Origin of the sequence: Nocardia arthritidis, from assembly GCF_011801145.1 — a bacterium.
Classification (GTDB): Bacteria; Actinomycetota; Actinomycetes; order Mycobacteriales; family Mycobacteriaceae; genus Nocardia; species Nocardia arthritidis_A.
This window is the reverse complement of sequence record NZ_CP046172.1, coordinates 7,702,022-7,719,364: the sequence shown is the minus strand read 5'-3', so window position 1 is coordinate 7,719,364 and position 17,343 is coordinate 7,702,022. Positions and strand designations below refer to the sequence as shown.

Sequence of the window (17,343 nt, the reverse complement as noted above, 5' to 3'; positions counted from 1 at the left end):
GAATCCCATTGAGTACCATCACAACTCGGAACCGGATCCGCAACCGGGTCGTCGTCTTGTTCCATCGGATCGGGCTGCCGTTCGGTCCGATGCGGTTGCTGACCGTTCCCGGACGCAAGACGGGGCGACCGTATACGACTCCGGTCGCGCCCGTGCTCATCGATGGAACGCACTATCTCGTCCAGGCCTATCCAAATGCCGACTGGGTCAAGAATGTTCGTGCGGCCGGGTACGGAACCCTGACACGGGGCCGCCAGATCGAATGGGTGAATCTGGTGGAGGTGCCGCAAGCCGAGCGCGGCCCGATCCTTCGCGAGTTCCCCGTCCAGAACCCCAGAGGCGTCGGAGCATTCGTCAGAAACGGCCTTGTGGCATCGGAATCCCCGGAAGGTTTCGCCGCGGCCGCCCCGCGTTGCCCGATGTTCCGGGTTATCCCGAAGGATTGACATGAAAATCGTATGTGTCGGTGACAGTATTACCCGCGGTCAGGTCAGCGTGGATTATGTGCGGATATTGCGGCAGCTGTTGCCCTTGGACATCGTGGAGAACGCCGGAGTCAACTACGACACCACGGTGGGCGTGCTGCGCAGGATCGCGCGGATCACGGCACGGCAGCCGGATATCGTCACCGTGCTGATCGGCACCAATGACATCAACTACACCCTGTCCGGTGTGCGTGCCGCAGAGCTGCGCAAGAAATGGAAACTCACCGAAGAGTTGGATGCCGACCGGTACCGGCGGAATATGCGAGCCATCATTGCCAGGCTGCGCACACATGCCCGGGTCGTTGTGCTTTCCCCGCCGGTTCTCGGCGAGGACCTCGAATCGTTGGCGCTGCGGCGGACCACGGAATATGCGGGTATCGCGGCGGCGGAAGCCGAGGCGGGCGGCGCTGCCTACCTGCCGCTCAACGAAACAATGGTCGACTATTTGCGGGACAGCGACGCATCCGGCATGCCGTACCGGTCCGGTAAGATGCTGGCGCGCACCGCGGCGGCGCAACATTTCGTTTTAGGCCGCAGTCTGGACTCGATATCGCGCGGACGTGGGCTCCGGCTGACGACCGATACGGTTCACCTCAATTCCCGCGGCGCGAATATGGTCGCCGAGCTGATCTTCGGGTTCGTCACCGACGTCGCCCGCCGCACCGAGGGCATCGGTTCGGCCTAGGTCGTTCGGCTGTCCGCGCGGTGCGGCGCGGGTAGCGTCGGGCCATGCGCACACTCGCCGCCGCCGAGGTCGTCGCCTTCGCACCGTCGACGGATCTGGATCGTTCGCGCCGGTTCTTCGCCGACGTGCTCGGTTTGGCGATCGTCGAGCAGACGCCGTTCGCCTGTGTGGTTCGCGGCGGCAATGCGACCATCCGGATTACCGCAGTGGAAAGCCTTGTGCCGCAACCGTTCACCATTCTCGGCTGGACGGTTGCGGATATCGCGGCGACTGTCGCCGAACTCGGCGCGGCGGGCGTGACATTCCTCCGCTACGAGGGCATGAGCCAGGACGCCGACGGTATTTGGACGACACCCGGCGGCGACAAGATCGCCTGGTTCCCGGATCCGGACGGAAATGTCTTCTCGCTCACCGGATTCGCGCGCTGACCTACTGGCCGACGCTACGCACGCCGCCCTGCGGATCGGCCGGATCGATATGCCAGCTCGAGATGCGGCGCGGGTGGATCCGGATGATCTCCTTGCTGAAGAATTCGGGTGCGATCGGCGGCACCTCGACGGTCAGCAGTTCGGCCACGCCACGCACCTCGACGCCGCGGCCCCAACCCGGCTTGACCTCTCCCGGCTCATTCGGGGTCATATCGTCGACCACCAGGCTGACCTGCGGGTTCTTCTGCAAGTTCCGGTACTTCTGCGAGTTGGTCATATCCGGCCCGCCGATATCGATGGTGCCGTCCGTATTCAATTGAAAGGCGACTGGGCGCGCCTGCGGGGCGCCTTTGGCGGTGACGGTGGCCAGCCGTCCGAGGCTTTGTCCGGCCAGATATGCGCGTTCGGCATCGGTGAAGGTCATGATGCGACGGTAGAACCTATACCTTCGTTCAGGTCAAGCCGGCGATCTAGACTGTTACCGATGAGTAAGTTCTTTGGTTCGGTCGATGAGGTGACGCGGCGGCTCACCGACGCCGGCTACCTGCCGTCCACCGATATCGCCACCGCCGTCTTTCTCGCCGCCCACCTGGGCAAACCCCTCCTGATCGAGGGTCCGGCCGGTGTCGGCAAGACCGAACTGGCGCGCGCCGTGGCCACCGCGGCCGCCGCCGATCTGGTGCGTCTACAGTGCTACGAGGGCATCGACGAGGCCCGCGCGCTATACGAGTGGAATCACGCGAAGCAGCTGCTGCGCATCACCTCGACCGAAAAAGACGGCTGGGACGCCACCCGCGATCACGTCTTCACCGAGGAATTCCTGCTGGCCCGCCCCCTGCTGACCGCCATCCGAAGCTCTTCGCCCACCGTTCTGCTCATCGACGAACTCGACAAGGCGGATGTCGAGCTCGAGGGGCTACTACTCGAGGTTCTCGGCGACTATCAGATCAGCATCCCGGAACTCGGCACCGTCACCGCCATCCGCAAACCCTTCGTCATCCTCACCTCCAACGCCAACCGCGACCTCTCCGAGGCGTTGAAACGCCGCTGCTTATATCTCCACATCGATTACCCCACAGCGGAATTGGAGAAGGCCATCGTCCGACTGAAGGTGCCGGACCTCGACGCAGTCTTGGCCGAACCCGTGGTGCGCGTCGTCGGCGCATTGCGTGAACTGCCGTTGCGAAAAGCGCCGTCTATTGCCGAAACTGTCGACTGGGCAAAGACTTTGGTCGCGCTGGGTGCGCGAAACCTGACCAGTGGTGTTGTGCGCTCCACTTTGGGTGTGCTGTTGAAATACCAAGCGGATCATCGGCTTGCTACGGAACGGTTGGCGTTGCTTCGCGATGAGACCGGTGTGCGAGGGGATTCGGCATGATCCGGCGGTCTACTCCACCCCGGGTGTGCCAGGCCGTCGATCGGCTTGCGGCGCAGCGGTTGGCTTTGTTGAACGGCGGGACCGGTGCGCGAGGGGATTCGGCATGATCCGGCGGGCCTACGCCAACCTGGGTGTGCCAGGCCGACGATCGGCTTGCGGCGCAGCGATTGGTTTTGCTGAACGGGGCACCGGTGTGCGAGGGGATTCGGATGGTCCGGCGGATCCATTCCATGCAGGGCGTGCTGTTGAAGCATCGGTTTGCGACGGAACGGTTGGCTTTGCTCAACGACGAGACCGGTGCGCGAGGGGATTCGGCATGATCCGGCGGGCCTACGCCACCCTGGGTGTGCCAGGCCGATCATCGGCTTGCGGCGCAGCGATTGGCTTTACTGAACGACGGGACCGGTGCTCGAGGAGGATTCGGCATGATCCGGCTGGTCCACTCGAGGCTGGGTGTGCCAGGTCGATCATCGGCTTGCGACGGGCGGTTGGCGCTGCTTCGCGACGATGCGTGAGAGGGTTCGGCATGATCGGGGGCGCCGATGTCGCGGGTGGATCCTCGTCCCCGACGACTGGGCTCGCGAAAAGCATTGCGGTATGGAGACCCATCGCCGTCGACCAACAGTGGCGGGTTTTCGATGTGCGGCGGGTGAGCATCAGCTCATTGCGGGCTGCGCCGACTTCGGATGGCGCGACAGTTCGTCTGGATCCGCTTGTGGCGGAATGTATGTGCGCGGGTGAACGGAATGCCCCCGCCGCGTCGTGCGCGGACGGCGGCGCGCGGTGACCGCGGTGCGCAGCGGCGGCAGTGCCGCGCAGACGATGACCGACCGGCTCGTCGACTTCGTCGGTCTGCTGCGGGAACATGGAATCACCGCAGGCCCAAGCGAAACCGTCGACGCCGCCGAAGCGATCCTCGCACTCGGTACCGCGGATCCGAACCGGCTGCGTTCCGGTTTGGCGGCAACCCTGTTGCGCCGCAACGGACAACGCGCCGTCTTCGACCAGCTGTTCGACCTCTACTTCCTCGGCGTGGAACCGATTCGGGACGAAGCGCCGGAATCCGTTGCAGCCCTGCGCGATCGGCTGGTAGCGGTACTGGCGCAAGACGATCCGGCCGCGCTGACCGAGTTGGCGAGGCAGGCGCTCACCGCTTTGGGCGCGTACGGCGGTGCGGGCGCGGGCCAACCGAGCGCGCCCGTCACCACCGCCTCAGGTGCGGGCTGGTCCTCGTACCTCACCTTGAAGGCGCTGCGCCCGGAAGATCTCGCCGACCGCTTGGTCGCTGAAATGGGCAGCCGCACCGACGAATTCGACACCGCAGTGCACACCATCGAGGCGAATCGCCGACTCACCGCCTTCCGCACCGCCCTGCAAACCGAGGCCCGCCTCCGCTCGGCCCAACTCCGCGGCACCGACTACATCGCCCGCCGCGGCGTCCAATCCAGCACCGACCAGATCGACTTCCTCGGCGCCCGCGAACAGGACCTCGCCGAAATGCGCCGCCTCGTAACCCCTTTGGCCCGCAAACTGGCCACCCGCCTAGCGGCCCGCCGCCGAAAAGCGGTCCGCGGCCAGATCGATATGCGCCGCACCCTCCGCCGCTCCATGGCCACCGGCGGCGTCCCGGTAACCCCCGTCCTCCGCGCCCGCAAACACGGCCGCCCCGACCTCGTCATCCTCGCCGACCTCTCCGGCTCCGTAACGGGTTTCGCCGAATTCACCCTCCAACTAGTCCAAGCTCTCCAAGACCAATTCACCCGGGTCCGCAGCTTCGGCTTCATCGACACCTGCGACGAAATCACCCCCTTCTTCACCCCCGGCGACCCACCCCTCCCCGGCCTAGCAACCCGAATCACCCGAGAAGCCAAGGTAACCCGCTTCGGCAGCAGCAACTACGGCGAATCCTTCCAAACCTTCACCGACAACTACCTGGACGCGATCGGCCCCCGCACCTCCCTCCTAATCCTCGGCGACGCCCGCACCAACCGCACCAACCCCAACCTCGAAGCCCTACAAACAATCTCCACCCGCGCCACCCACGCCCACTGGCTAAACCCCGAACCCGCCCGCTCCTGGTCCACCGGCGACTCCGCCGCCCCCCTCTACGCCACCCACATAACCATGCACGAATGCCGCAACGTAAAACAGCTCACCGAGGTCATCTCCCGCCTCCTGCCGGCGTAACGGGGTGCGAACCGGCAGCCAATCTGTAGCCGGTGCTACCTGGATCGTTTGCTTGCAACCGCTGCTCAGCGGCAGACAACCAATCTGAACCTGATCACACCTCGACGTAGAGTCAAGGCTAAGCTGATTGCTGAAGAGGCGACACGATGACTGCGTTCGCTGATACTAGGAACTCATATACTTGAGATGCCAAGGCTCTTGACAACCCTACTGGCACAGCGTTCCCGATCTGTTTACCTATAGCGATCTTACTGCCACACCACTTGAAACTCTCTGGGAAACCTTGGATTAGTGCAGCTTCGTAATGGGTGATTGGTCGGTGGACATTTCCGTCGGGATGGAGGTAACGCCCCTTCTCCGGCTTGTAGAATTCGGTGCGAATCGTAACCGAGGGTTGGTTCCAATGCATGCGACCCATGACGTCTCCGGAACCTGTGTTATGGCCGCGCCAATTTTCTGTAGTCAGCGCACCCGTGAGATTCTTCCGGTTGCCTCCCTCTGGGATGGCTTTATAGCGGGCGAGAGACATCTGAGTGGGGTTTCGTCCGATGTGTAACTCGTATGTATGGAACGTACCGGGAAGCTCCGTTCCCAAAGGGCTGCATCTCCGGTCTGGCAGGTCTTTGATTGGTGCATCATTTGGCGTTCGAGCGAAAATTGAGTTGATCGTTTCCCATGGCTTGCGGTCATCGATTTCAATCATAGCGGCAGACTCATCGGCAACAGGCTTGCGATGGCTCGGAGCTGGATGAGTAAGCAATTGAGAGTTCTTTATCAGGTCGCGGCGAGTTGCAAGGACGATGGCCCGCTTTCGGGCTTGTGGTACACCGTAGTCCGCTGCATTGAGTATTCGTGGTTCTGCGAGCTGATAGTCGCTCAGATCGCCGTCGGATGCTGTGGCATCCACCAGCGATGCGAACTCACCGGACTTTAGAAAGCGGTCGACGTTCTCGATGATGAAGACCTTCGGTTTAAGCTTGTTGACTACCCTCTTGTACTCGCGCCAGAGCTTGTTACGTGGATCGTTCACGTCCTCTTTGCCGAGCCCGGAGAATCCTTGGCACGGCGGGCCGCCGAGGATCACATCCACATCTGTGCCCAGCACGGCTGGATCCCAGTCCTTGATGTCTCCCGCATGGATGTGATCGGTCCCACCTGCCTCTTGGGCAAAGTTCGCCGCGTAGGTCGAGGCGGCGGCGATGTCGGACTCGACTGCTCCGACCGTACGGAACGGTGATGCTGTCCATCCATCGGGGCGATACTCGTGGAAGCCCTGTGTTAGCCCGCCGCAGCCAGCGAACAGATCCACGACCTTGATGCTGCTCGTACCGATGGTCATGTCGGGTACATTACCGAGGCGGGTCGCCGTTGGCAGGCGGGCCTGGTTGGGGCGCTGGGCGTGTCGTCCAAACTTGACCGCTGCGATCAACATTCAGCTCGTGTATCAGGTCTCAATGGCAGTATCGACGTCAAAGCCGTTGCAGCTACTGAAGATTGACAACGATCGACACCTCGCGGCGATCGTAATGGGTGCAAGGCATTCAGAATGTTGCGCCGCTCTCGATCATCTAATTGACCAAAGCGTCAGCGATCCGCGCGCCCAGCGCCGTTGCGAGTGGTGGCGGGAAGGCTTGAGCCACCTGGCGATAGCTCGAAGTCTTCTTGCCGCAAATTGTCCAGTCGGCGGGGAAGCCCTGCAGGAGTGCGACTTGTGACACTGTTAGTTTGGGCAGCCCGTCGCGCCCATAGCGTCCGAGTCCGTGACGTATAACGAAGTCTGCACCGGGCACCGCATTTCCCAAGATGTGTCCGTTCACGTTGAGTTTGGCCCACGCGTTCTTTGCTCCGGTTGGACCGAGGTCGGCGCCGCCGTGCTTCTTGGAACCTCCGACGATGCTTGGCGCCACCGTGTTAGCGGCGAGGGCCCATTCGTCTGCTCCGGCCCATCCGCAGCTGGCCATCGAATCCCGCAGGGCACTACCCACGGTCATGCGAGTTTGGACGGGGCCTGGCCAGTGGAAGCGATCGAAGTATTCATGCTTCATAGCGACGAGCACGCTGTGCTTACGTCGCTGCGGAACTCCGAAATCCTGCGCATCGAGAACTTTCCAACTGATATCGTATTTGAGATGCCTCAGCTCTCCATGGACGAATGCGCGGGTCCCTGCGAACTTTTCGTCCTCAAGAAGTGCAGGCACGTTTTCGATTACCAGAGCTTTCGGCCGTACTTCAGCGGTCAGCCAAATCGCTGCTTCCAACAGATCGCCTTCGTCCTCGTTACCACGTTGCTTGCCCGCAACGGAGTACGGCGGTCGGGGTACGCCACAAGCCATCAAGTCAACATCAAGCACTTCAGGATGGTCCGAGGCAACAAACTGCAAGAGATCCATCTCCACCACGGGCCATTCAGGACGGTTAGTGCGCAGTGTGGCGCAGCTGTCCCCGTCGTTATCTATCAGCATGACAGGAGAGAAGCGGGCTCGTTCCAGCCCCAGGGCCAACCCCCCTGCGCCAGCGCAGATTTCAAGACTTGTGAACATGGTCATGTCTTAATCCTTCCCCGTACAGGTGCCTCGTCAAAGAGCTTCCCGAACAAGTGCACAAGTTCGTCTATCGCCTTTGATGGAACTCGCCCGTCGTCGGGCCCGCTGGGCAACGATTCATACGGCATGTGCATCATGTTGGCCTCGTCAAGCCACTGCCGGTAGGCGTCGGTGTCCGGAGAAATGTCCACACCGATTGTGTCGAAAAGTAGCGTGCTTCCGGCTGCGTTGATCACCTGTGAAAGAGCATTGACCTCACGCCCGGTGTTTACTTTCTTTAGGGCAAGAAGACGAGTGATTGCTAGTGCTGTGGGCCGGTGATGGACGATCTCCAACCGAAGAGTGGTGTGCAGTATATCTTGATTCCCGCAAGCGGTTTCGACAGTTTGATAGTCCGGCCCATCTCTGAAGAGTTCGGCTGCCCACCACAACCTTGCAAATGTTTGAGTATGGAATGGACCGACAAAGCGTAGCTGATTAGTCCCTTCAGTACGATCCGCAATCGTTCTACCGGGATGCCGCCAAAGAACATAGTCAGGTGCAAGCCTAAGGCTCAAGAAGTTCCAGAGTGCAGGATCTGCGGCCTCGCGACGGGTGATTCGCAATGCTGCGTGCAACCGTGGAGCCATCCACGCGTCCGCACTGGTTGGGGAACTCATGTGGCGTTCGATCGCCTCATCGACCAGGTCTCGGATTGGATCGGCGGCCCACCTCAGATCCTCCTTGAGAGGAATGCAGACCTTCTCGAGAGCCAGTTGAGGGATCTCCCTATCGCCGTAGAGAACTGCCGTCGTCAGGTACTTGATGGCTTCATTCTCAGGCAGCAGCGCGACCCAGCGGGGCGGGTTGCGAGGGGGACGAGGGGTCATGCGTGCTCCTTCCGTTCGATCGAACGGATATAGTTTCCAAGGCGTCTGGCCCGCGCTGATTGTCTACCAGTTGCGTGAATCAAACGCGTTTGGAGATCACCACCTCCCTCGCTGGACAGCCGACGGCTCACGACTTCATCGAGAGCATCATCCAGAGACAAATCTGGAAAGATATCCGGAAGCATCCGTTTGAGCACAGAGTCTTTCCATCCTCCTGGCCAAATGGTATGTTTCTCACCAGTGCTTGCGGAATAGACGGATGCGTTGAATAGTGCCGTCCATACATCCGCAGCGATCTGCGTGGAAACGGCCTCCCGGATTACCCGGTCGCCTGCCTCCAGCAGCCGAATGAGTCCCTCGAATCTCGTGTTCAGATATACGATCGGCGTGTCGTCGCCAGTTTCCACTGTCCACGGATCCTCTTTGAAGGGATGGAGATGCGAATTCTCGGCGGCAGAGAAGTCAACATGTCGGATGATCATGAATTTCTGCCGAACGGGCTTCCGGGCTTGAAGATCGATGGTCCACGATTGTTGAGTTGATCCAACTATCCGGCCACGGATGCCTTGAACTGTCGCTACAACGTGACCAGTAAGCTCTGCCGCATTAACATGATGGTCGCGATGAAGAGTTACGATCCCACTCCAGTCGCCAGCTGGGTCTGCTGTGAGCTGGGTTAGCGCCCGCGTATTAGTGCGCCGCTCAGTCAGCACTGCGACGCAAATAATGTTGGACCAGTCGGCGGCTCTCAGCTCCTGGGTTGGTACGGACAACTGCACGGAGAGCCGTGCCTCTTCCCATCCATCACGTTCGACCTGATGAAGGGCAACTACGTGCTCACGGCTGGAGATCATGTTCAAATGGATAGGAAGACCGTCGAGGTCGACGTGGCGCACGGCCATATTGACCTCTCCAACAAGTGTCGGATATGGGACCAGTTGCCTCATACCGTCGTCCCTTTCACACGCTTGAGGTCCACCTCGACGATTGCCATTTGAGCGGCGACTGGATGACTCTGCACATCGCTTACCCCGCTGAACGCTGCACTCCGGATACCTGCCGCAAAGACAAGGTTGCCCTGTTCGGTGACCTCGCAGCCCGCCTCCGGGGTCAAAGCCGACCATCGAGCCTCGGGTTTAGGACCGGACCGGGTGGCAAAGCGGAGCGTCGGTGTGAGCAGCCATGGGTCTTCTCGCTCGGGAAGTCTGACCTCCACTCTTATTCGCCATGCCCCCGTCGGGTCAACAGAGCCGGTCACGCTCTTCACGGTTGGGAAGCCAGGGCTCCGCGGCGGAGAGGGCGCATCATAATTCAACAGATCGCGGAGAGCAGCAGGGCCATCATCCGAGATCTCATCGTGTGGACGCCGCAGGATCCTGCGGATCTCGTTAAGCGCTGCATCTTGGAATTCTTTTAGTCGACTAATCGCCCCCCGTGCATAGGTGGCAGTGAGGTCGTCAGTCTTCTTCCAATTGTTGTGCTCTGGTGGTTCTGATGTGCGCAGAAAACTCTCGGCTGCAACCGCATCGGGGGAATCCGATCCAGTGGCACCACCGGCAAGGAGGACTGCTTGAAAATGAGGTGACCCGAGCGGTATGTCACTGATGGATCGCTCGATGATGGCCATTCGGCTGCTGCGCATGCAGACGAGGCGATTGGGTCGGTCGTCGTCGGTGACAGCAAGCAGAAGTACAGCTTCGTGGTGTACAGGCCGGCCGTTGGTCGCCCGCTTCAAAGGCGGTACCGTGAGTGGCACTGTGGCCTTGACCACGTCGTCCAGTGAGGTGAGTTGGTCGACTGTTGAACCTGTCAGATATGCACGAAGTGCGCGGGATCGGGCAGGTTGATGTGTGTCTGGATCGATTCGCTCTTCCGAAACGACGACTGTGTCATTGCGAAGTGTGGTCACCGATGCCTCCAACAATGGTCCATTGTTGGGTGTGCTGACCATCGACGCCCAGAAGTGGGAGGCGAGGCTCTCAACGAGTATTCGATGCATACCTTCGATGCCAGTCGCTTCGCCGCTGGCATCGTGGGCGCCCACTATCAAGAAAGACGTACCGGGAGCCGTATCTTGTCGGCCTAGGCGGAGGGCGCTAATCGTGTTGTCGTCGGCCCACCATGATCGAGCAGCACCTGCTCGATCAGGATCATGAGCGCCGAACCAGGCGGGGCCGGCGTACTGCTCATTGCTCACCCGGCGCCACGGAAGGTCCAACCTGCCAATTACACGGGGGCCCCGTCGTCCTTCAAAAGGGACGGACAGGGTGCTGTTGATCAACACTAACCCGAATCGACTGGCTGCCCAGAGCGTGGCTTTGCCTATGCCATAAGAACCGCCAGCGGGTCCAGCCTTGCCGCTGTCCAGCTGGCGTCGGACGACCCGGGAGAATCGGCCGTCGTCGTATTCTGGCCCAGTTAGTCCCGCAGCGTTGTAGTCGTCAATCTTTAGCAGCACGAGGCTTCGCCGTTCTCGCAGCTCTCGAAGGCCGTCTGCTAGAACTCGACCAACCTTCTGCGGCTCGGCCACGACCGCCTCGAAATGACTCTCTAGTTCCTTCCAGCGGAGTGCGGCAAGGAATTCCTGGAGGTGTGGGCCTGTCAGTTCGTTGAGGGTGTACTGGACTTTGACAGGCTCAGAAGCCACGAAGCGCTCGTCGAGGCTGTTCTGGGTGGCCTCCCGGGCCACAACACCCAAGTCAGCATCGAAGGCGAACGCTGCGGCATTGCCCAACTCTCGACCACCGTCGGGATGAGCTGGTCGGTGGCGCCAGCTGAGCTGATCCGCGGACATCGGTGGCTCCACAAGTGTGAGCACTGATCTGGTGTCGATTCCTAGTATTTCGCCGATAGCGTGGACCTTTTCCCACCTAGGCTCCGCACGTCCGTTGACCCACGCTGAGACAGCCGCCCTCGTCACGCCGAGCTTGTCTGCCATCTCCGTTTGGCTCATCCGCTGACGGGCGAGCTGACGTGCCAGCCAGGTCCCGAAGTCCTCCACACATCCTCCGCATCACCGGTTCGGCGGAATATTTGACATCAGAGGGTATGTCAAATTTAGCTTGACGACAACAACCAACCGGATAGGCCTGAGGAGCGGACGTAGTTTCGGCGTCGGGTTAATCTTGGGCATCCACGATCGCGGCGTTGCGTCGGCTGGTGTTACGAGTCGTGAAGGTCACGAGGCGCCCGTCAGACGTGGTGGCGCTCAGCGGTGCCAGAAGGTGGAATGCCATCACAACTTGTCCCGACGCGATCGCGTTTGCGGCTGGTGCTGTACTTTCGATGACCGGGTACACGATGAGAGCACCTCGGCGAGGGCGCGCCAGTCGATCTGCTGCTGGATCGTCAAAGGGGGTTGGCTCTCCTATGATGCGTTTGGCTGCAAACAGGTGCTTGGGGTCGCGAATGGCACCAAAGTACGGGTCACGACGACGCTCGCGTGAGAATAGACTCAGCGGTCCGTGTCCGAGCAGTAGCCGGGTGCTTTCCGCGCTTCTTGCATGTTGTGGAAGGATCACCGCCCAATCTTCGATCTTGTCTGGGCCGAGCCTATTGAGCCATCGAAGATCTGGCTCAAAGTAATCGTCTTCGAGCCAGGATAATTTCTGCAATACTCGAAGCAGCTCCTGATGCTCAATGATTCCGACAAACGCCGGGTAGTAGTTGCGAATAGATGAGCGCAACTCGATTTTATTGGACGCCGCATCGAGCAGGGGGCGAAAGGCATTCGTGTTTTCGCGCAAACGAGTGATATCCTTAGGGTAGCCGGTTGGCTCTACTCCAATACCTGGCGACTGTCGCTCGGTCAGTGCCGCGTTATACATCTTGTTCGGGGACGTCGGTTTGAGCCATGGGAGGTGTTGTGCAACGAGGGGTGGGACCTCCCTCGGCGTCACCTGCGGTCTTCCGTCTACCGGCGTCGCAAATCGACGCAATTCGGCACGGAAGAACTCCTCGTCGAGCACGATTCCTTCGAAGGCTTCATAAAGCTCAGGTGAGATGTACAGGCGGACGAAATCCTGGTAGTTTGTTCGGAAACCGAACCAGCGGCCCATCTGCATCATTGTGTCAACGGATTTTGCCCTGCGGAGGAAATAGGAAACGGTCAGGCCCTCTATGGTGAATCCTCTGGAGAGCTTATTTCCGCCTACGACGATCCGCCATACGTTTTCGCGATCAAAGTCAAGGTTCTCAGACAGGGCGTCCTTATCACTGTTCACAACGATGACCGGGTCGCCATACCGGCTGATCTTGTGGACCGCTGCGGGGATGTAGGGCTTCAACTCGTCAAACGTTGCAGGTACCGGTAGGTCGGTATTGCTGGCGTGTGAGACGGGCAACAAGTCGCTATCGAACAGAACTCGTAATCGGGGACTGGCGGTGGGGGAGTAATAGCCCCAACACTCCACAAAGCTCGGATCCGATCAGCCTGTTCTTTGTGTTTGACCGTGTTCATTGCTTCATGCGCCAGCATCGTGTGGTGCCGGAACTCTCCAATGCCACGATCTGCTCGATACAGTTTCATCGCTCCGGTCAGCACGAAGGTGTCAATAGCCTTTAGAAGGTCTGTGTCGTCTGCTCCATGTAGATGTTGGATGCGTCGCACGTGAGCCAGCTCGCGGGAGTTGGAGAAGGTGCGATCGTCGATATCTATAGGGCAGTCGAGGTCATGAAAATCTGAAGCTCCCATATAACCTGGGGGTCTTCTCAGCGAGATTAGAAAGTCTTTGGGAAATATGTCTTCAGAATCATCGGGGTCGATAAATACGTTGGCGAATGGTGTTGCAGTGTATCCGATATATTGAGCCCGTGGCAGCAATTTTAAGAGCTCTGAGATGAGACGGTTGATCGAAGTTCGGTCCTTCCGGTCTGCGAGCCATCGTTTAGGATTGCTGGTATTTACTGATGCCTGGTCGGACTCGTCATCGATGATGAGTACGGGAATTTCGCCCAGCTTGGCTGTGATCGTTCTCAGGTCGCGAACAAGTTTGCTTAGCACCGTGGCGTTCTTCTTGACGATCGCGACCTTGGCGTCGCTGGAATAAAGATTTACAGGATGGTAGAACGGACGCTTCCGATCGCCATGTTTTGGAAAGTTAAGTGCTTCAATTCCATTTCTGAGACTCTTGTAGTCACCGGCATAGGTGGTGAGTCTGTGAATCGCCGGACGGTCTACATCAGCCGGCCATACGCCGTGGGAGAGGAACTTACCTCCTAGCCAATCGTGATCGTCCTGATAGTCGAGTTGTGCCAAACCTTCCTGGTCGTCGTCGGCTACTCCCCGCTTGATGTTCTCAACGCCGATGAGTTCCATATCCAACCGGCGCTGGGTCTGGGACCTTAGCAGATCTGTGGTTCCTGTCAGTACAATAACCAGTCGGTAGCCAGCATCGACGGCCTTTGCTACGACGCCTGTGAAGTTCGCTGTCTTGCCGCTCTGTACGTACCCAACGACTATGCCCTTTGCCTGATAGGCGTCAATTCTGGTCGGATCCGAGAGACGTTCGACAACCTCGGTTGTTGCGACATCAAGCGCTGCAATCGCGGCAGGTGACCACTTCTTGCCGGTGAGGACTTTCTTGTAGGCATTCCAGTAGAAGTCGTGTTTCTGTCGAAGTGCCGTTGTATACCACGCCGACCATGTATTGGCGATTACAATGTCATCAGCTTTGTTGATCGGGAATTGGTCAAGGAACACTTTGGCTGTGGCGTCATCAACGGCAAGTGCGGTTGTGATTACCGCTCGCCGTTCGTCGGTGTTGTGTTCGGTGCTTGCTGTCCAATCAGCATCCTCGATGTTGTCCCAGGTCGCGAGGTTCAGATGTAGCTTCATTCGCAGTGGATCATCAGGTGTTGATGTCGACAGATACGTCTGCAATGCTTCGTCGTTCGCTGTAACTTGGTCATTGCGACCAAGGAATTCGGCGAGATCATGCAAGCGCTGAGGTCTGCCGGATTGCTCCATTGGGGCGAGAGCGCTGAGGTATGCATTTCGGAATGCGTCAGTCATGAAAGTCTCCATTATTCAGCGCAGCGGAAAGAAAGGGTGGGACAGTTTTGGAGTTTCGTACTCCGCTGAGATCTAGTCGGTATCGGACATCGATTAGGCGGGTAAGGTCAACGTTAATCCCCGCGAGTAGATCATGAGTTAGTCGAGGGAAGTCATCGACGACTGCGAAGGGGGCAGGTGCGCTCCGTTCTCGCCATCGACTGCAGGTTGCCTCGTACGAATCGTGCCAGCCTGCGTTCTGGAGGCTGCGCTCGAACGCTTGTAAGTCCGCTGTGTTGGACAGCTGATCCCTAATGTTGTTGATCAATGACGGAAGGGTTCGACCATCGTCGGGACCCGATCTGGTCAGCTGATATGAGACCAACCAAAGGGGTCGATTCTCGACTGGGGAGAGTTGCGTCAGTGATCCGATCCAGTGCGACCGACGCTCGCTTGCGGTGGTCTTTACCTCGAGATCAATCCCGCGGAGTCCGAAGTCATGCTCCTCGCGGTCAGGTCCTCGCCAGGCATCGATAGCCTCGTTAGAGCCGACCTGTCGAATCAGGCCGCTCAGCATCAGGAGTTCGCCGTACAGACCTAGCTCTTTCTCGACAGAGAGCGCGGCACGGCGTTCGAGCAGGTGCCCAAGGGCTCGTACGGTATCGACCAGCGCGGTCGTAAGTGGCTGATTATCGAGTTGGATGCGGTCTGCGATGGCCAACAGGACCGGGTAGGCGTCGACGAAGAGCTGCTGCCTAGTTACGGAGATTTCGAAATATCGATCGCCATCCCTATAGAGTTCGTTGACATGGATATTCTCAAGATCTGTGTCAGGTGCTGCCCCGCCGCTAAGTTTTGGCGCTCGAATCCCTATAGCCGGCCGAGTGGGATCAATAAAGAAGGTGAGCGGCGGCTCGCCAGCAATGGGTATAGAGATCGGCACCTTGCGCCGCAAGAATTCTTCGAACCCTAAGACGCTCATATGCCTGTCGGTGGGGACGGTGATGTCACTCACGGGATCTCGCTTTCAGCGGCAGCGATTAGGATCTCCTGCCACACATCGACATTATCCTTGTCTCGGTTTCCGAACCGCTCACCGCGGAATAGGTGTTCCATCAATAGGTAGAGCAGCGATTTGACAACCGGCGCATCGTTGAGACCAGCTCGACGATGGCCGAGAACAGCGGAGCGGTAGGAATCGTTTAGCCAGAGTGTCTGGCTGTCACGATCGATGTCGAAGAACCGACTATCGCCCGGGCTGAATCCTCTCCAGCGTATGTCGACGGGACGATCTTCGGACATGAAGGTGAACTCATTCTCGATTGTGCGGCGTAGATGCGGACCTAACCCCTTCCCGGGCGGGAAATGGAGCGGCTTGCGGGCACTGTTTCGAGTACGAGAATCGCGAAATGTCTGCTCGGCATCGTTGAGGAAGTCGAAGAACCCGGTGCCATCGTCAGCGGTAGCTTTCTCTGCCAAGTGTGTGAATTCAGGGCCCACGAGTATTCGTGACTTTTCCGGGTTCATTGTTATGAACTGAGTCAGTTCATTGCCGATGTCGATAGCTACTCGCGCCAGCTGTAGGCGTTTCGTCGGCCTACTTATTCCGCCCCAATCGCCTCCAGCTTGGAGCAATCGGTCACGCCGATAAACGTATAGACCTTGTCGGTGTTCTGGTCCGTCTGGCAGCTTAAACTCAGGTACGCTCGACCGACCCGGCCAGATGTGGCATTGGAAGACCATCTGCGTGCCGTTAGCTTGCGCAATAAGGGTCTTCGGATACCCAAGCTTTCCGGACGTGCGGTAACCGAAGGGGTTTACCGGACTGACCAGAAAGCGCGGGCCCATGCCTCGCTCGGTGTCTTCAATATCCAACAGCAGGCGCAGATCTCCGGCTTCAAGTCGACGATGGAACACGAGGCCGAGATGGGTGGATACAGACTGAACCGTCTGGCTGAGAAATGTCTCGATGCGCTGTGGATCCTCGGTAACCGGGACTCTGGCCATCGAGTCCCATCTGACCACCGTGCCGGTGCCTGTCGGAGGAAGTGCCCAATCACGGAGCAACTCTGCCTCCGCAAACTCCTCGGTCACCACGTCGACGCGAAAACTGTGGCCTGCTTCGGACAACTCCCATCGGCGCCCTACGGCCGGATGGCGAGCCGCTCGAGACAAGACTGTCAGGCTCTTCGCCTGGCTAAACGACGCGGCCTTCATGCCGAGTCCAAAATGGCCAAGATCTTTTGAGCTGTAGGAGCGCTGGCCGCCGACTGTCATGGCGATGTCGATCGCCTCGGGTGTGAGTCCGCGGCCGTTGTCGGCTACATACAGGGCCCGTACCTGCCCGTTCTGACGAACAAACCGTATCAGGACGTCGCTGGCACCTGCGTCGATGGAGTTGTCCACTAGATCTGCGAGCGCGGTTTCCAGTGAGTGATTGCCACCAAGACCCTCCATAGCCCGAGCGTTGGGCCTTAGTTCTACTGCTCCGGCCGTAGGAACTTCGTCTCGCCAAGTGGCCACCCTCACCCTCCCTCACAGATTCTGCACTGTTGAGATGTGACTCTAAACCTGCCGTCCGACAAATCGATTCTGACATCGAAACTGTTGCGCCTGGCGAGCTTCCACGACACGATCTGACCCAGCGACGTGCCGAGTCACTTCTAAAAGACCTTGGGGTGTTTGGGATTTCAGCTGTCGTCCGGCCAATCGGCACAGTCCAGGTCGACCTGGGTAGAGGCATAGCACCTGACTGGTTCGGCGTCGGTGCGCATTG

General features: G+C 59.2%; 15 protein-coding genes. 5 read left to right on the top strand and 10 right to left on the bottom strand.

What is annotated here, in order from left to right:
* Positions 1-8: 8 nt before the first annotated feature.
* From F5544_RS46745 to F5544_RS34755, 3 genes are read left to right on the top strand one after another with little or no spacing between them, the layout of a single operon-like run.
* Entirely contained in the window at positions 9-446 is a 438-nt protein-coding gene (locus F5544_RS46745; protein WP_275106989.1) for a nitroreductase family deazaflavin-dependent oxidoreductase, read from the top strand.
* A 1-nt stretch (position 447) separates the two neighbouring features.
* The gene (locus tag F5544_RS34760; RefSeq protein WP_167477088.1) at positions 448-1,170 is read left to right on the top strand and encodes an SGNH/GDSL hydrolase family protein; all 723 of its coding nucleotides are present in this window, start codon (positions 448-450) and stop codon (positions 1,168-1,170) included.
* A gap of 44 nt (positions 1,171-1,214) precedes the next feature.
* Entirely contained in the window at positions 1,215-1,598 is a 384-nt protein-coding gene (locus F5544_RS34755) for a VOC family protein (RefSeq protein WP_167477087.1), read from the top strand.
* 1 nt (position 1,599) lies between these two features.
* Here the strand turns inward: F5544_RS34755 and F5544_RS34750 are convergent, their stop codons facing one another.
* A complete protein-coding gene (locus F5544_RS34750) occupies positions 1,600-2,022 on the bottom strand; it encodes a PPOX class F420-dependent oxidoreductase (RefSeq protein ID WP_167477086.1) in 423 nt (140 codons plus the stop codon).
* A 60-nt stretch (positions 2,023-2,082) separates the two neighbouring features.
* On the opposite strand from F5544_RS34750, the gene F5544_RS34745 reads away from it, so the two are divergent.
* Both F5544_RS34745 and F5544_RS34740 read left to right on the top strand, forming a co-directional pair.
* The gene (locus F5544_RS34745; RefSeq protein WP_167477085.1) at positions 2,083-2,976 is read left to right on the top strand and encodes an AAA family ATPase; all 894 of its coding nucleotides are present in this window, start codon (positions 2,083-2,085) and stop codon (positions 2,974-2,976) included.
* A 783-nt stretch (positions 2,977-3,759) separates the two neighbouring features.
* Positions 3,760-5,163: a vWA domain-containing protein gene (locus F5544_RS34740; RefSeq protein WP_238846799.1), complete on the top strand. Its 1,404-nt coding sequence runs from the start codon at positions 3,760-3,762 to the stop codon at positions 5,161-5,163.
* Positions 5,164-5,281: 118 nt separating this feature from the next.
* Here the strand turns inward: F5544_RS34740 and F5544_RS34735 are convergent, their stop codons facing one another.
* From F5544_RS34735 to F5544_RS34700, 9 genes are all read right to left on the bottom strand, one after another.
* Complete coding sequence (locus F5544_RS34735) at positions 5,282-6,502, bottom strand: DNA cytosine methyltransferase (protein ID WP_167477084.1); 1,221 nt, start codon at positions 6,500-6,502, stop codon at positions 5,282-5,284.
* Positions 6,503-6,731: 229 nt separating this feature from the next.
* Positions 6,732-7,709 carry a DNA cytosine methyltransferase gene (locus F5544_RS34730; RefSeq protein ID WP_167477083.1) on the bottom strand — a complete coding sequence of 326 codons (978 nt, stop codon included), beginning with the start codon at positions 7,707-7,709 and terminating at the stop codon, positions 6,732-6,734.
* Entirely contained in the window at positions 7,706-8,575 is an 870-nt protein-coding gene (locus F5544_RS34725; protein ID WP_167477082.1) for a DUF6339 family protein, read from the bottom strand. The genes F5544_RS34730 and F5544_RS34725 overlap by 4 nt, the downstream gene beginning before the upstream one ends.
* The gene (locus F5544_RS34720; RefSeq protein WP_167477081.1) at positions 8,572-9,522 is read right to left on the bottom strand and encodes a hypothetical protein; all 951 of its coding nucleotides are present in this window, start codon (positions 9,520-9,522) and stop codon (positions 8,572-8,574) included. Before F5544_RS34720 ends, F5544_RS34725 begins: the two co-directional genes overlap by 4 nt.
* On the bottom strand, positions 9,519-11,576 hold the full coding sequence (locus tag F5544_RS34715) for a helix-turn-helix domain-containing protein (RefSeq protein WP_275106988.1): 2,058 nt from the start codon (positions 11,574-11,576) through the stop codon (positions 9,519-9,521). Before F5544_RS34715 ends, F5544_RS34720 begins: the two co-directional genes overlap by 4 nt.
* A gap of 118 nt (positions 11,577-11,694) precedes the next feature.
* Positions 11,695-12,918, bottom strand: coding sequence for a Z1 domain-containing protein (locus F5544_RS46065; RefSeq protein ID WP_275107068.1), 1,224 nt, complete (start codon positions 12,916-12,918; stop codon positions 11,695-11,697).
* A complete protein-coding gene (locus F5544_RS47180; protein ID WP_203217418.1) occupies positions 12,858-14,588 on the bottom strand; it encodes a Z1 domain-containing protein in 1,731 nt (576 codons plus the stop codon). The genes F5544_RS46065 and F5544_RS47180 overlap by 61 nt, the downstream gene beginning before the upstream one ends.
* The gene (locus F5544_RS34705) at positions 14,581-15,582 is read right to left on the bottom strand and encodes a PD-(D/E)XK motif protein (protein ID WP_167477080.1); all 1,002 of its coding nucleotides are present in this window, start codon (positions 15,580-15,582) and stop codon (positions 14,581-14,583) included. The genes F5544_RS47180 and F5544_RS34705 overlap by 8 nt, the downstream gene beginning before the upstream one ends.
* Positions 15,579-17,024, bottom strand: coding sequence for an ATP-binding protein (locus tag F5544_RS34700; RefSeq protein WP_203217417.1), 1,446 nt, complete (start codon positions 17,022-17,024; stop codon positions 15,579-15,581). Before F5544_RS34700 ends, F5544_RS34705 begins: the two co-directional genes overlap by 4 nt.
* Positions 17,025-17,343: the final 319 nt, after the last annotated feature.

Bases quoted from the DNA above. Each gene is read 5' to 3' on its own strand.
- F5544_RS34760 (WP_167477088.1), top strand. From the start codon at position 448: ATGAAAATCGTATGTGTCGGTGACAGTATTACCCGCGGTCAGGTCAGC.
- F5544_RS34730 (WP_167477083.1), bottom strand. From the start codon at position 7,709: ATGACCATGTTCACAAGTCTTGAAATCTGCGCTGGCGCAGGGGGGTTG.
- F5544_RS34750 (WP_167477086.1), bottom strand. From the start codon at position 2,022: ATGACCTTCACCGATGCCGAACGCGCATATCTGGCCGGACAAAGCCTC.
- F5544_RS34725 (WP_167477082.1), bottom strand. From the start codon at position 8,575: ATGACCCCTCGTCCCCCTCGCAACCCGCCCCGCTGGGTCGCGCTGCTG.
- F5544_RS34720 (WP_167477081.1), bottom strand. From the start codon at position 9,522: ATGAGGCAACTGGTCCCATATCCGACACTTGTTGGAGAGGTCAATATG.
- F5544_RS34755 (WP_167477087.1), top strand. From the start codon at position 1,215: ATGCGCACACTCGCCGCCGCCGAGGTCGTCGCCTTCGCACCGTCGACG.
- F5544_RS34745 (WP_167477085.1), top strand. From the start codon at position 2,083: ATGAGTAAGTTCTTTGGTTCGGTCGATGAGGTGACGCGGCGGCTCACC.
- F5544_RS34700 (WP_203217417.1), bottom strand. From the start codon at position 17,024: ATGGAGGGTCTTGGTGGCAATCACTCACTGGAAACCGCGCTCGCAGAT.
- F5544_RS34735 (WP_167477084.1), bottom strand. From the start codon at position 6,502: ATGACCATCGGTACGAGCAGCATCAAGGTCGTGGATCTGTTCGCTGGC.
- F5544_RS47180 (WP_203217418.1), bottom strand. From the start codon at position 14,588: ATGACTGACGCATTCCGAAATGCATACCTCAGCGCTCTCGCCCCAATG.